General features: G+C 42.3%; 13 protein-coding genes. 2 read left to right on the forward strand and 11 right to left on the reverse strand.

Translation table 11 applies throughout. The features are described from left to right. Window positions 1-50 precede the first annotated feature (50 nt). The 6 genes from RDQ32_RS02515 to RDQ32_RS02540 form a co-directional block, all read right to left on the reverse strand. Complete coding sequence (locus tag RDQ32_RS02515) at window positions 51-1,052, reverse strand: substrate-binding domain-containing protein (protein WP_183684719.1); 1,002 nt, start codon at window positions 1,050-1,052, stop codon at window positions 51-53. 147 nt (window positions 1,053-1,199) lie between these two features. Beyond that, window positions 1,200-2,054, reverse strand: coding sequence for a class II fructose-1,6-bisphosphate aldolase (gene fba / locus RDQ32_RS02520; protein ID WP_183684718.1), 855 nt, complete (start codon window positions 2,052-2,054; stop codon window positions 1,200-1,202). A gap of 13 nt (window positions 2,055-2,067) precedes the next feature. Further along, entirely contained in the window at window positions 2,068-3,003 is a 936-nt protein-coding gene (pfkB, locus tag RDQ32_RS02525; protein ID WP_308579005.1) for a 1-phosphofructokinase, read from the reverse strand. Next, window positions 3,000-3,644, reverse strand: coding sequence for a dihydroxyacetone kinase subunit DhaL (dhaL, locus tag RDQ32_RS02530; protein WP_007157478.1), 645 nt, complete (start codon window positions 3,642-3,644; stop codon window positions 3,000-3,002). Before dhaL ends, pfkB begins: the two co-directional genes overlap by 4 nt. 77 nt (window positions 3,645-3,721) lie before the next feature. Further along, window positions 3,722-4,717 (reverse strand): dihydroxyacetone kinase subunit DhaK, encoded by a 996-nt coding sequence (locus RDQ32_RS02535; RefSeq protein ID WP_308579006.1) that lies wholly within the window; start codon window positions 4,715-4,717, stop codon window positions 3,722-3,724. Window positions 4,718-4,755: 38 nt separating this feature from the next. Next, on the reverse strand, window positions 4,756-5,700 hold the full coding sequence (locus RDQ32_RS02540; protein ID WP_007157480.1) for a MurR/RpiR family transcriptional regulator: 945 nt from the start codon (window positions 5,698-5,700) through the stop codon (window positions 4,756-4,758). Between the two features lie 251 nt (window positions 5,701-5,951). Between RDQ32_RS02540 and RDQ32_RS02545 the strand changes: the two genes are divergently transcribed. Beyond that, window positions 5,952-6,461, forward strand: coding sequence for a GNAT family N-acetyltransferase (locus tag RDQ32_RS02545; protein ID WP_308579007.1), 510 nt, complete (start codon window positions 5,952-5,954; stop codon window positions 6,459-6,461). A 164-nt stretch (window positions 6,462-6,625) separates the two neighbouring features. Here the strand turns inward: RDQ32_RS02545 and RDQ32_RS02550 are convergent, their stop codons facing one another. Beyond that, window positions 6,626-9,064 (reverse strand): UvrD-helicase domain-containing protein, encoded by a 2,439-nt coding sequence (locus tag RDQ32_RS02550; protein WP_308579008.1) that lies wholly within the window; start codon window positions 9,062-9,064, stop codon window positions 6,626-6,628. Window positions 9,065-9,219: 155 nt separating this feature from the next. On the opposite strand from RDQ32_RS02550, the gene RDQ32_RS02555 reads away from it, so the two are divergent. After that, a complete protein-coding gene (locus tag RDQ32_RS02555) occupies window positions 9,220-9,849 on the forward strand; it encodes a DUF1836 domain-containing protein (protein ID WP_308579009.1) in 630 nt (209 codons plus the stop codon). Window positions 9,850-10,052: 203 nt separating this feature from the next. Here the strand turns inward: RDQ32_RS02555 and RDQ32_RS02560 are convergent, their stop codons facing one another. The 4 genes from RDQ32_RS02560 to RDQ32_RS02575 all read right to left on the reverse strand — a co-directional run. Next, window positions 10,053-10,355, reverse strand: a complete 303-nt coding sequence (locus tag RDQ32_RS02560; protein WP_007157484.1) for a YerC/YecD family TrpR-related protein — start codon at window positions 10,353-10,355, stop codon at window positions 10,053-10,055. Between the two features lie 23 nt (window positions 10,356-10,378). Further along, entirely contained in the window at window positions 10,379-11,908 is a 1,530-nt protein-coding gene (locus tag RDQ32_RS02565; RefSeq protein WP_308579010.1) for a polysaccharide deacetylase family protein, read from the reverse strand. A 112-nt stretch (window positions 11,909-12,020) separates the two neighbouring features. Next, a complete protein-coding gene (locus RDQ32_RS02570) occupies window positions 12,021-12,530 on the reverse strand; it encodes a hypothetical protein (protein WP_308579011.1) in 510 nt (169 codons plus the stop codon). A gap of 60 nt (window positions 12,531-12,590) precedes the next feature. Further along, window positions 12,591-13,063: ECF transporter S component (locus RDQ32_RS02575; RefSeq protein ID WP_308579012.1), on the reverse strand; the 473-nt coding region annotated here is incomplete at its 5' end.

Genomic DNA, 13,063 nt, shown 5'->3' on the forward strand with positions numbered 1-13,063 from the left:
GAAAAAGGCGTCCAAAAAGTGGGACGCCTTCCTCTTAACCTATCTTTTTATTACTTTGCATTCTTTGCATCAATAATATAAGGCGCAATCAAAATCTCGGAATCTACCTTCTCACCCTCTAAATGCTTCTTAATAGCCTCAAGAGTGGTCTTACCAATTCCTGCAGGGTCCTGTGCAACATCTGCAACCCAGTTTCCACCCTTCTTGATTTCTGCAACACCTTCTGGATTTCCGTCATAACCGATAATCTTGGTTGCTGCATTGGCTGCTGTGATAGAGGAAAGAGCACCAATAGCTGCAGGATCTCCTACACAGAAAACAACATCGATATTATCATTCTTTAAAAGCATGTTCTGCATTACATCTGCAGCCTTCTGCTGGTCACCGGAATAGTTCTGCACATCAACTACTTTGATATCCGGAGCATTCTCCTTTAAATAATCTGTAAATCCGGTCTCTCTATCTACACAGCTTTCGATTTCAGAATAAGTAATTACTGCTGCATTACCCTTTTTTTCGGTAAGGATATTATTTACCACATACTCAGCAGCAAGCTGTCCACCCTTCTTGTTATCTGTAGCAACGTGAGTAACCGGCTTTCCATCAGAAGCGATATCCATAGTAAATACCGGAATTCCAGCCTTTTCAGCAAGCTCAATCATAGACTTGGATCCTGCAGAGTTAGTTGGTGCAATAACAATAGCATCTACTTTCTTGGTAATAAAATCCTGTACCTGACCAAGCTGCTTATTTGCATCTCCTGCAGCATCTTGTACATCTAAAGTCCATCCATATTCCTTTGCTTGCTCTTCCATAGCAGTCTGGATACTATTATAGAACACGTGGGTACTGTTCAGTAAGCTTACACCGATGGTCTTTGCTTCTCCTTTAGTCTCTTCCTTCTTAGCCTCCGTCTCTCCGGCTTTCTCTGTCTGTTTTTCTGTTTGCTCTGATGCTGCAGCAGTTGTGCTCTTTGCAGCACTGCCACCTCCACAAGCCACAAGAGATACAGCCATTAAAGCTGCGAGTACCAATGAAATACCTTTTTTCATCACTTTTTCCTCCTTTAAAGATAAGTAAGTAAATATTCAGAACGAGGTCTGCGTGATTGCTTACCCGTTTTGATTCGAGTTAAAATTTGTCCATTATTGAGAAAAATAAAACATTGTTTCACGTATTCCAAATTCTTATCTAAGTTTTTATGCCTTATGGACACTATTCAATACATGCATCTTATGCTTAATAAGTTCCTTAACTTTTTCTCTACCTGCTCCATTATATTTCTTTGGATCAAATACTTCCGGATTCTTCTCAAGGTACTCTTTTACCCCCTTGGTAAAGGCATCTCTTAATTCGGTTGCAAAGTTCACTTTGCAAATACCAAGGCCTGTTGATTTCTTTACATCTTCATCAGGAATTCCTGACGCACCATGTAGAACAATAGGAATACTTACCAGACTTTTGGTTTTTTCCAAAATATCAAATCGTAACTTTGGTACTCCTTTATAAAATCCATGAGCATTTCCAATACCAACTGCAAGGAAATCCACACCTGTTTGCTCTGCAAATTCCTTTGCTTCTTCAGGATCGGTATAGGACTTTTCACTGTCTTTTACTTCATGTGTGTCTTCTTTTCCTCCTACCGTTCCTAATTCTCCTTCAACCGGCACTCCCATAGCATGTGCAAACTCAACCACTTTCTTCGTAAGAGCTACATTTTCAGAAAAAGCCAGCTTAGAACCATCAATCATGATAGAGGTGTAACCGGATAAAATCGCTTTCGCACAAAGCTCTGCACTGTTTCCATGATCCAGATGTAAAGCCACCGGCACTTTCGCCTTTTTTGCTTCTGCGTTTACCATTCCAAAAAACATATCTGTATCTGCATATTGCAAGCTTCCCGGAGTTGTCTGAATAATTACCGGAGAAGATAATTCCTCTGCCGCTGCTACAATTGCCTGAACCATCTCCATGTTCTCCGCATTAAAAGCACCGACTGCATAGCCCTCTTGCTGCGCTTTCATCAAAATTTCCTTAGAACTTACCAAAGCCATATTTTTCCCCTTTCTATTCTTCTAAATTGATAATTTCAACCTTTTGTAACATTGCTTCCAAATCTTCTTTTTCGCACAACTGAGTACCCGGATGTAGTAAAGATCCTGTTGCACAAGCTACCGCATATCTAAAAATATCTTCATCCGAAAGGCCTTTCTTCATCGCCAAACAAGCTCCTGCCACCATGGAATCCCCAGCCCCCTGCACTCCCTGTACAAGAATCTTTACCGGTTTTGCCTGATAGCACTTTTCTGCTGTGAGAAATAAAGCTCCCTCCTCTCCCAATGAAATACAAAGATAATGTATGCCTTTCTGTAGTAAGCTCTTGCCAAAGCTAATCATTTCTTTGGTATCTTTAAATGCCTTTCCATAAAAAGCTTCCAACTCTTCCCGATTCGGTTTCACAAAATACGGCTGTGCCTCTAATGCCAAAACTAGTAAATCTCCAGTAGCATCTAAGACTGTTTTTATCCCTTTTTCCTTTGCTAAAAGTATTAATTCCTTATAAATACTCCTTGGAACCCCTGGTGGTACGGAGCCATCCACAACTAAGATATCCGTCCCTTCCCACTCTTTTTCCATCAAAGAGAAGAAAGCAGACACATCGGCTTCAGTAACTTCTTGTCCCTTATCATTAAACTCACTCATTACACGCTTTTCTGTGTCGAAAATCTTTACATTTACACGAAGACTTCCTTGAACTGTGTGAAAGTGATAAGGACAATGAATACGTTCAAAAAAGCGTCTCAATCTGGCCTCATCTTCCGAAAAAGAAAAACCGGTCGCTTTATTGCTAACACCAAGATTTTGTAACGCTATACTGACATTAATTCCTTTTCCCGAAATATCTTCCCTTGTTTTCAAAACCTTATTTGTTCCTCCATAAAGGAACTTCTCAATCTCTATTGTTCTATCAATACAAGGGTTTAAACTAACTGTAAGAATCAATTTTTCTCCCCCTTTAAAAAATCAGACATAGCTTGGAAAATAATGTACACTGATGTAGCTCCTGCATCCTGCAGCCCGATGGCCTTATCTCCAAAATACTTTGCTCTTCCAAAACGTGCTTTTATCGTTTTCGTGTACTCCATCCCTTTTTCTGCAGCTAAAGCAGCTCTTTGAAAGCCCTCTATAAGATCCAATCCTTCCTTTGCCCCCTCTTCCAGAGCAAGAACTGCCGGTTCCAAAGCATCCACCATTGTCTTATCTCCTACTTTAGCCTTCCCTCTCTTTTTTAGTGAAGTTAATGAAGTAGAAAAAATCTCTGCAAAATCACTTAATTTGAAACTGTTTCGTTCCTCTCTTTTTACAATTCCCGATATAAAAACCGTTCCAAATAAAACGCCTGAAGCTCCGCCCATAGTGTCTAAAAGGCAAGTACCCACTGCTCGAAAAACCCCTTCACAGGAATCAACTTTCAAATCAAGCAACATTTTCTGAACAGCCAAAAAGCCTCTTTTCATACCTGTTCCATGGTCTCCATCACCTATTTTCAAGTCAATCTCTGTAAGGTACGGCTCTGACTCCACCACTTTCTGAGCAACCCTCTCCATCATTCTTTTTACTTGATCAGCACTAACTTCCTTCATACTGTCTTCACCTTCTACATCTTTTCTTCCACATTAAGTTTGAACACCCTGAACTCTGTATATGATGCTCACCAAGTTCATTCCATTTCTCTTTTGTAAAACAACGGCGAATACGCTTCTTTTTTATAAAATCCTCTATATTCCTCTTGCATTTTCAAAAAGCTAAGAGAGAGTCCCCCTGCTCCTTGTGTGGGGAAAAGTGATTGCGCAAAAGTATCAAATACTTTTATTTTCTTCCTCTTCAAAGCATTCTGAAGGCTATATAAGAGGATGCATTCTTCCAAGGTAGTTGTTGCCTGAAATACATTCAGAAAAACAGCAATCTCATCTCCTTCTTTTAGCTGCAAATCAATCAGTAAAGGTTCAATGAGCTTCTCTATTAAAGAATCCGCACTTGGCAAATTTGTTCTTTCTTTTCCTAATTCTCCGTTAAATCCCATACCGTACTCTACAAAACCATCCGGTAAATCATAAGCTTGTTTTCCATTTTCGAAAACAAAAGCCGGAGAAGTAGTTACGCTTGCCGTGGAAAGATTATCATTTATTCTCTCTCCCAAAGACACTAGTTCTTCTAAACTAAGTCCCGCATTTCTGGCTGCAGAGAGTATTTTTAATACCAATGTAACACCGGCAATACCCCTTCTCTCCTCTCTTTCTTCTGATGAATCCACATCATCCGAAACATAAATCTGTCGTGTCTTAATTCCCTCAAGTTCTGCAAGCTCACTTACCAACTCAAAGTTTAGAACATCCCCAGCATGATTCGTTGCAATGCACAGTACTCCTTCATCATGAGAAAGCGCACGAATCGTTTTAAGAATACTGCCTGCTGCCGGTGCAGTAAAAATATCCCCTAAAACGCAAGCATCAGCCAGTCCTTTTCCCACATATCCAATCGGCCAAGGCTCATTACCTGCCCCTGCTCCAATTAAAATAGATACACCATTCTTTCTATCTTTATACAATAGAACCTTTTGTCCTTCTATCCGTTCAAAAAGATTGGGGTAGGTTTCTACATATCCATCAATCATTTCTTCTACCGCTTTTTCCAGCGTATTATGTAAACGATTCATTTTTCCTCCTACTCTTTTTCCTCTAAACATTTTACTAATTATTTAATATGCTCTGTATGAATCTCATTCGAAAATGTCTTAAAGTAAGTGATATTTTTTCTTTTATTCTTATGAGCAACGAGCATATAAAGACAATCCACAATAACAAGCTGTGCCAAATTCTCACTGGACGGATCAAATAGGTTCCCATCCTGCGCATTATTATAATCATATGCACTAAATAAGGTGTAATCCGAAATTTTAGCTAGTGGAGACTCTTTAATACTACTGATTCCCACTACTTGAATACCTCTTTTTTTCGCTCTTCTTGCTCCCTCAACCACTGATTTACTCTGTCCAAAATTACTCACGCATATCAAAATATCTTTTTTTTCCATAATGGATGTAATATTAACAATCTCGTGGGCATCACTAAACATCATAATCGGGTATCCAATGCGATAAAGCCTAGAGTACAGTGCCTCCATAGTGACTTTTGATCGACCCACGCCGATGACTACAATTCTTCTTGCCTCATGAATCAAATCTGCCACTGTCTGCATAGTATCAAAGTCCAGAATTCCCCAAGTCTCTTCCAGTTCTCTAACACTTTTTGAGAAAATAGTTTTACAGATAGAATGAGCATCCCCAGTAATAGGCTCACCATTATAATTTAGTTCATTTTCCTCCTGCCTATTCTCCTCTTGCTTTTCCATCACAATCTTTAGACGAAAGTCACGGAATTCTTTGTACCCCATCATTTTTACAAATCTACTGACAGAAGCTGTACTGACTCCACTCCTACGAGCTAATTCACTAGCTCTCTCCACACACTTCTTATCTTCTGTATCAATGAGATAATCTGCTATTTTTTGCATTGCTTCATTCATCTGAGGATATAATGATTTAATCTCCGGAATAACAGATTGTTGCACGAAGCGCTCACTTCCTTTCGTATGTACTTTTGTTTCATATATCTGTAATAAACTAATTTTTTGTTTCACAGTAACTTTATTCTACTCCACAAAGAATGTCAATCTTACATATATTTTTCAGGAATTCAGACAATTTTTTAGCAAAAACTTATACATAATCAACTAATATAAAAGCAATTATAAAATTCTCTTATAGCATAAACAGTAATTACAAAGCCTGTGTTTGAATCCTTTGAAATAGTTCCCCTCTTATTTGCCTTTCCTATGAATCTCTGCTATGATATAAAATAATAAAATTTATCATTTTAGAAAGGAGACCTATGTATAAGCAGGAGCGGTATATTTTTCGGGCGGCTACTGAAGAGGATATCCGAGAATTAGCAGCGATAGAAAAGATATGTTTTTCGGAAAATGAAGCTTGTAGCTATGAGGAAGTAAAGGATAGGGTAGAACAAGCTCCGGAAGATTTTTTGATTGCCTTTGATCAAGTGAATAAAAAGATTGCCGGTTATATGAGCGGTATTCACTCCGGTTCTGAAGTCTTTTTAGATGAATTTTTTCAAAATGCCTCCTTACAGGAAAAAGGAGCAAAGCATTGCTTTCTTTTAGGTCTGGAGGTTCGACCGGAATATCAAGGAAAAGGGCTCGCCAGCCAGATTATGAACCGCTATATCGACATGGAGGAAGAGCGGGGTACGGAGAAGATTTTTCTCACCTGCCATACCCATTTTGTTCCTTTCTACAGCGGTTTCGGCTATGAGCACTTGGGTAAATCCCCCTCCACCTGGGGCGGAGAGAGCTGGGAGGATATGGTTTATATCCTTACATAATAAGATAAAATTTTAGACAAGAAAAAAGAGGCTGTTAAAATCAAAAAGATCTCCTATGCAATATAGGGCTGAAACGGGGCATAAACTCAGATTACTCCTATTTCAGACCTATACTACATAAAAGACTATTTATATTTTGATTTTTACAGCCTCTTTTTGCTAAACTACAGCTTTTTTAGCTTGGCAAAGCCTGCCAGCATCTTCTTCTGTCCTGCGGTGTCAAAAAGCACCGTCACCAGCTTGTCCTTCTTATCCTCTTCTATGGCCAGTACTTCACCCTCTCCAAATTTCATATGGCTGACCCGGTCTCCTACCTGATAATCCAGGCTTCCGGAGCTCATGCCGGAAATGCCCTTTTGGATAATGCCGGCCTGCTGATAGGCTTGAAGATCCAAAGGCTTTTTGGAAGAAGAATATCCGTCACTGCCATATAGATTAGAGGATGAACGCCCTGATGAACCATAGGCACCGGTAGAGCCATAGGAACCGGAGGAGCCGTAGGAATCGGAAGAACCATAGGCACCAGTAGAGCCGTAGGAACTTCCCCTTCCATAGCCACTTGAAGCAGAATCCCCATAACCTGACTGTCCCATATAAGCTTTGATAGACTGATTCGCCTGCTGTAAGTAAGAGCTATAGCCGGAACGGCCTGTTTTTTCCATGAAAATATCTTCTTCACTGGGCTTTTTCCGATAGAGATACTTCTTCTCCAAATGCTCTTCCGGCACATCATCCACAAAGGAGCTGACCAGCATGGACTGATACTGCCCATGGACCACCCGGTCTCTTCCTGCGGTTAAATACAGTTCCTTTTCCGCCCTGGTGATTCCCACATAAAAGAGTCTTCGCTCTTCCTCCCGTTCCTCGGGAGTAAACATGGACTGGGCACTGGGGAAGAGGCCTTCATTTAAGCCTACCAGATAGACCACCGGAAACTCCAGACCTTTGGCTCCATGTAAGGTCATCAGGGTGATTTTGTCTTCCGTTAAGTCACTTCTATCCAAGTCGGAAAGGAGAGACACCTCTTCCAAAAAGGCGGAAAGACTGCCCTCATCCCCATTTTCCTCGATATAGGATTGGAGCTTTCCCTGTAACTCCTGAATGTTTTCCATACGGCTTTCCGCCTCTATGGCCCCCTCTGCCTGAAGATCCTTTTCGTATTCCGTGTCCTGTAAAATGCGGTCAATAAGGGCGCTTAATTCCACATCCTTCCAGCTCTCCAGCATTTCCCGGAAGCTTCCCACCATGCTTAAAGCTTTTCCGGAAAGTCCTGCCGCCTTGGCAAAGGGAAGGGATTCCACCAAAGAAAAGCCCCCAAGGCTTTCTCCATACTGCTGCAATTTTAAAAGGCTGGCCTCGCCAATGCCCCTCTTTGGCACATTGATGATTCTCCGAAGAGCCACATCATCCTTTTTATTCACCAAAATCTTCATATAGGAAAGGATATCCTTGATTTCCTTTCTTTGGTAGAAGTTCACGCCCCCCACAATCTGGTAGGGAATATTCCAATGAATACACTGCTCCTCCAGTAGACGGGACTGGGCGTTGGTGCGGTACAGCACCGCCTGGTCCTTATAGCTCCAGCCTGCATCCCGAATGCCTCGGATAACAGCCGCCGCCTCTTCCTTGGCACTTTCATATTCCTGAAAGCTGACCTTCAAGCCCTCCTTCTCCGCAGTCCAAAGCTTCTTTTGCTTTCTGTGCTGGTTTTCAGCAATGACCACATTAGCCAAGTCCAGAATAGGAGCGGTGGAGCGGTAGTTTTGTTCCAGCTTTACCACCTTACAGTTTGGAAAATGAGATTCAAAGGAGAGGATATTTTCCACATTGGCACCCCGAAAACGGTAAATACTCTGGTCGTCGTCTCCCACCACGCAGATATTTTGATACTTCTTAGCAAGGAGATAAACCAAATGGAACTGCACATCATTGGTATCCTGATACTCGTCCACCAAAATATAACGAAAACGCTCCTGATACTTCTCTAAAACTGCCGGAAACTTCTCAAAAAGCTCCTTACAGCGTAAAAGCAGGTCGTCAAAGTCCAAGGCATTATTTTGCTTTAGCTTTTCTTCGTAAAGTCGGATGCAGGCACGAATCTTCCCATCCAGAAAATCCTCCGGATCCTCCAAAAGATAGTCGGAAACGGTTCGCCCCTGATTCTTCACCTGGGACAGGGCGGAAAGCACCAACCTTTCCTTCAGCATCTTGCTATCTATCTGCAATTCCTTAAAGACCTGCCGCATCACAGTTTTCTGATCATCCGTGTCATAGATGGAAAAGTCGGAGTCATAGCCCAGATTTCCGATTTCCCTTCGTAAAATCCGAAGACACATGCTGTGGAAGGTGGATACCCAGATTTCTCCCTGCCGCTCCGGCAGAAGCTGATTCACCCTGTCCCGCATTTCCTGGGCCGCCTTATTGGTAAAGGTAATCGCCAGAATTTGATAGGGAGAAACTCCCTTTTCCAAAATCAGGTAGGCGATTCTGTGGGTCAACACTCTGGTTTTTCCCGAGCCTGCCCCCGCCAAAATCAAGAGAGGCCCCTCTCCATGGGTGGCGGCCTCATACTGTTCTTTGTTTAATATATTTTTCAGCTCCATGGCTTTCCTTTCTTTTCCTTAGGTCATATATACCCTATACTCTCTTATTTTTTCCTTCGTACTTTAAGCTACCTTGCTTAAGGATAGTACCATTTTCCCCTTATAGCCACTGCTAAATTCTTGTAATTCTACTTCGCTATGCTATACTTGTTTTTATGGACGAACAATATTTAAATGAATTAACCGAATATCTTAAAAGTTTACATCATGTGCATGCGGGAAGCCTGCCCTCTCTGGATCTTTACATGGATCAGGTAACCGGATTTATGGAGGAACATCTGGCCTCCATGAAGCGTCATCCGGAGGACAAAGCGCTTACCAAGACCATGATTAATAATTATGCCAAAAATAAGATTCTGCCTCCTCCTGTTGGAAAGCGCTACAACAAGAATCACATGCTGATTCTGCTTTTAATCTACTATTATAAGAGTATGTTGAGTCTTTCCGACATCCGTACCGTGGTGGATCCCTTAGCGGAAAATTATTTTTCTTTTCACAGTAAACCCAGACTCACGGATATTTACGAAGAAATCTTCTCCTTTGCCAATGGAGAAATGCAAAGCTTAGTGGAGGATTTAGGGAAAAAGTTTCAAACCGCCAACAGCTCCTTTTCGGAACAGGACCCCGCCTTTGCCAACTTGGAGGAATCGGAGCGGGAACAGCTCCAAAGCTTTTCCTTCCTAAGTCTCCTGGCCTTTGATGTCTACCTTAAAAAGCAACTTATGGAAAAAATAGTAGACCGCATGGAGGAGAGCCAAAAGAAAAGGAAGAGGAAAAAGAAATAAAAGATACAAGCCTATATAAGCGCTTTGCTACTCTACAGCATGGAGACGGGGCACGCTCCCGCTAGCCTCGCCACGTAGCGGTTCTAAGCTTTTCAAAAACAAAAGCTAAGAACCGACGGGCTCAGACTACCCCGAACTCCATGACATAGAGAGCAAAGCTATTTTTATGGCCTTCTTGTATTTTTTATTTTCTTTTCCCTCTTTTATTTTTCCTCTTCCTTTTTGGCTATCCTCTCAAAGGCTACCGCGTAGCCGTCTTCTCCATAATGTAGAGAGCGGTTGACTCTGGAAATGGTTGCAGTGGAGGCTCCGGTGGCCTTCGCTATATCGATATAGGTTTTGCCTTCCTGCAAGAGCTTGGCCACTTCATAGCGCTGGGCCATGGCCAAAAGCTCATTGATGGTACAGAGGTCCTCGAAAAAACGGAAATACTCTTCCGTGGTTTCCAGCTGCTGCATTCCCTCAAATAAATGTCGTACCTCTTCGGTGTCTAGTTTCCGGTTCATTTTCTTCCTCTCCAAATGCTTCTTTATTCCCAGGTTACAGGGGTAGGTCTTCTGGTATCAAAGACCTTCTTCACGTCAATCAAGTCGGAAAGTCTATCCGCCGCGCCGCTGTAGGATTCATACAGGCGATAACCGTCCAGATTTCTTCTTCCCTGCCGGACAAAATCATCTCCGTACTGCATCCAAACCTTTGCGGAATCTACGTTACAGAAGTAATGGAAGCCTGCCGCCTCCAGCAAATCATATTTTCCGTCTTCTTTTCCCTTCTGATAGGGATGCCAGTCCCCAATATCATCTCCAAAGGGGTAAAGCAGAATCTCACAGGGATCCGGCAGAAGAGGCTCCACGTTTCTCTCCCAACGATCCGTATCCTTGGAAATGGAAGCCAAATCTCTGGTGCCGAAATTGATATGTCCCCAGGAGTGGGAGGCAAATTCATAGCCGTCTTCCTTCATGGCCTTGGTAATCTTCTTAACGGTTTCCTTATCTTCTTCGATATTGGGGTTTGCCCTGTTCTTCGGGTCTAATGCCGGAGAATTGGGATCAAAGGTTTCATCGGTTCTATAGCCCAGGACCCCGTTATAGCCGGTAAAAGCAATCACCGCCTTATGGCCATGGTAGGCAAAATCCGGATGCTCCTCTACGAACTTATCCAAAATCGGCACCAAGTCATAGTCCCCAATGGTAACATTTCCGTCCTTATCGGTATACTGGTTTTTAGGCTTTCCGTTTTCATCCAAAACCATCTTATCTGCAAAGCCATGACCTTCCATGTAAACGTAGTAGTTCACATCGTCCTGGGACATCACAAAGGGCTTCTTGCCCTCCGGAAGCATAATCTGCTTCTTCACCATTTTCTTCGTTCCGTCCGGCTGTTCCTGCATTTCCGCTAGATCATGCATATGTACCATCACGTAGCCCCGGTCGTACATTTCCTTGATGATTTCCTCAAACTCCGGAATGGTGGTCATTACGGAATTGAACTGCTTTCCCTGATGGGTGTCCGTCAAGGCTCTAGTCGGGTCCACAATCAGGATATGGAAGAAAATGTGGGTGATATCATCCATATTGGCGGGAACCAGCTTGCCCTTCTCCTCTTCATACTGAGAAATCTTCGAGGAAATCTCCGTATCGGAAGACAGGTTCAAGGCATTTAAGGTGGCGATGGCGCTGTCATAGTCATACTGCTTCGCCTGAAGCTCCGCCGTCTTCAAAGCCTCATCCTTTTCCGAAAGAGCCGGCTCTTCACTTGCCTCTACTACATCGCCCTTTTCTTCCGTTTCCCCTTCTCCCAGCTTTACCACCGGGCGATTCTTGGCAATCGTACTTTCAGAGACCTTTTTCCCAAAGGAAATGCCTCCCTGCTGTTGCACATAGGGCAGGGCATAACGTACCCCGATAAAAGCCAGGAACAACAAAAGAAGCAGAAGAAAAAAGAGCAGGATATGCAGGCGCTTCTCCTTCTTTCGTTTTTCTCTCCGCTTCTCCATCCGAATGCGGTGTTCCATCATTTTCTGCTGGTAATACTCGTCATCAAATTCTTCTCTGTTCATCCGACACCTCTCTCTGTCTCCCTCTTATTGTACAAAATATTGCCTTGAACGCAAGGGGGAAATGGAGGGGACTTCAGGAAGTACAGAAGGAAGCAAGGTCGATTTTATAATTCTAAGATTCCGGCTTTCCTTGCAAAATCAGTCCATAATGTTCCATCGCAAAAGTCTGCTGTCTGGAAAACCATGGTTCAAAAAATGGATCCTCCTTCTCGAAATTATGATATCTTTCCAAAATCATACTATTTAGCTGTCTAAAAATCTCTTCCATATCCAGAGTAAAACTAGCCTCTCCTCTATGTTCTTTATAAAGCTCATAGAAGAGAATCCTCAATAAATTACTAAACATTTTCATATGTCCTGATACTTCTATTAGCTCATAAATTCCGGCCTGATATCCTTCAATCACCCTTGTATCTTCCGTTTCTGCATAATACTGGTGAATAGCATCAATAACTGCCTGATTATTGTGGCCTTCTTCCGGACTGATTCCGACAAAAAAATCTCCTAAGCCGGTTAAAATAATTACATAAGCTATCTCTTTTCCGGAGCAATATTCTCTGTGAATTAATTTCACACCGAATTTTGCTTCGCGTACCAGTCTATCGTATCTTGTTGAACTCATAGATCATCACCTTAATTCAATTATTTTATGACTGACCCCAACAAAAGAAGGACTCCCGGATTATCCCTCTCCGTTTAACTTATGCAGGAAAGGAGATACTCCTTTATACAGTAGAAGGCAAAGAACTACATCAATCATGCCTTTCACAAAGGTAAAGGGCACATTAAAGATAAGCAAAGCCTTTTCAATGCTGCCGATGGAGGGAAGAATCAACTCATAAGCAGAAAGCACTACCTCTTTAGGCATAAAGTTGTAGTAGAAGGGATAAACCACCAAAAGGTTGGAGGGGTAGGAAATAGCCGCCATAACCACTGCACCAACAACAGAGGCCATGATTGCACCCTTCTTCGTCTTATTTCTCTGATAAATAAATCCTGCGGTACCTGCAAAGCTTGCCCCAAGGATAAAGTTGGAAAGTTCTCCTACGCCGAAGGAACCGGAGCTAAAGCTGTGAAGAATATTTTTGATAAGCTCCACCAAAATTCCGGAAACAGGCCCCAAGGCAAAGGCTGCAATTAAGGCAGGAAAATCCG

Source organism: uncultured Oribacterium sp., assembly GCF_902481605.1.
GTDB lineage: Bacteria > Bacillota > Clostridia > Lachnospirales > Lachnospiraceae > Oribacterium > Oribacterium sinus.

Excerpts from the sequence above, each read along its gene's own strand:
- RDQ32_RS02570 (WP_308579011.1), bottom strand. The coding sequence starts at position 12,530 with ATGAGTTCAACAAGATACGATAGACTGGTACGCGAAGCAAAATTCGGT.
- RDQ32_RS02545 (WP_308579007.1), top strand. The coding sequence starts at position 5,952 with ATGTATAAGCAGGAGCGGTATATTTTTCGGGCGGCTACTGAAGAGGAT.
- fba (WP_183684718.1), bottom strand. The coding sequence starts at position 2,054 with ATGGCTTTGGTAAGTTCTAAGGAAATTTTGATGAAAGCGCAGCAAGAG.
- RDQ32_RS02515 (WP_183684719.1), bottom strand. The coding sequence starts at position 1,052 with ATGAAAAAAGGTATTTCATTGGTACTCGCAGCTTTAATGGCTGTATCT.
- RDQ32_RS02565 (WP_308579010.1), bottom strand. The coding sequence starts at position 11,908 with ATGAACAGAGAAGAATTTGATGACGAGTATTACCAGCAGAAAATGATG.
- RDQ32_RS02560 (WP_007157484.1), bottom strand. The coding sequence starts at position 10,355 with ATGAACCGGAAACTAGACACCGAAGAGGTACGACATTTATTTGAGGGA.
- RDQ32_RS02535 (WP_308579006.1), bottom strand. The coding sequence starts at position 4,717 with ATGAATCGTTTACATAATACGCTGGAAAAAGCGGTAGAAGAAATGATT.
- RDQ32_RS02555 (WP_308579009.1), top strand. The coding sequence starts at position 9,220 with ATGGACGAACAATATTTAAATGAATTAACCGAATATCTTAAAAGTTTA.
- RDQ32_RS02550 (WP_308579008.1), bottom strand. The coding sequence starts at position 9,064 with ATGGAGCTGAAAAATATATTAAACAAAGAACAGTATGAGGCCGCCACC.
- dhaL (WP_007157478.1), bottom strand. The coding sequence starts at position 3,644 with ATGAAGGAAGTTAGTGCTGATCAAGTAAAAAGAATGATGGAGAGGGTT.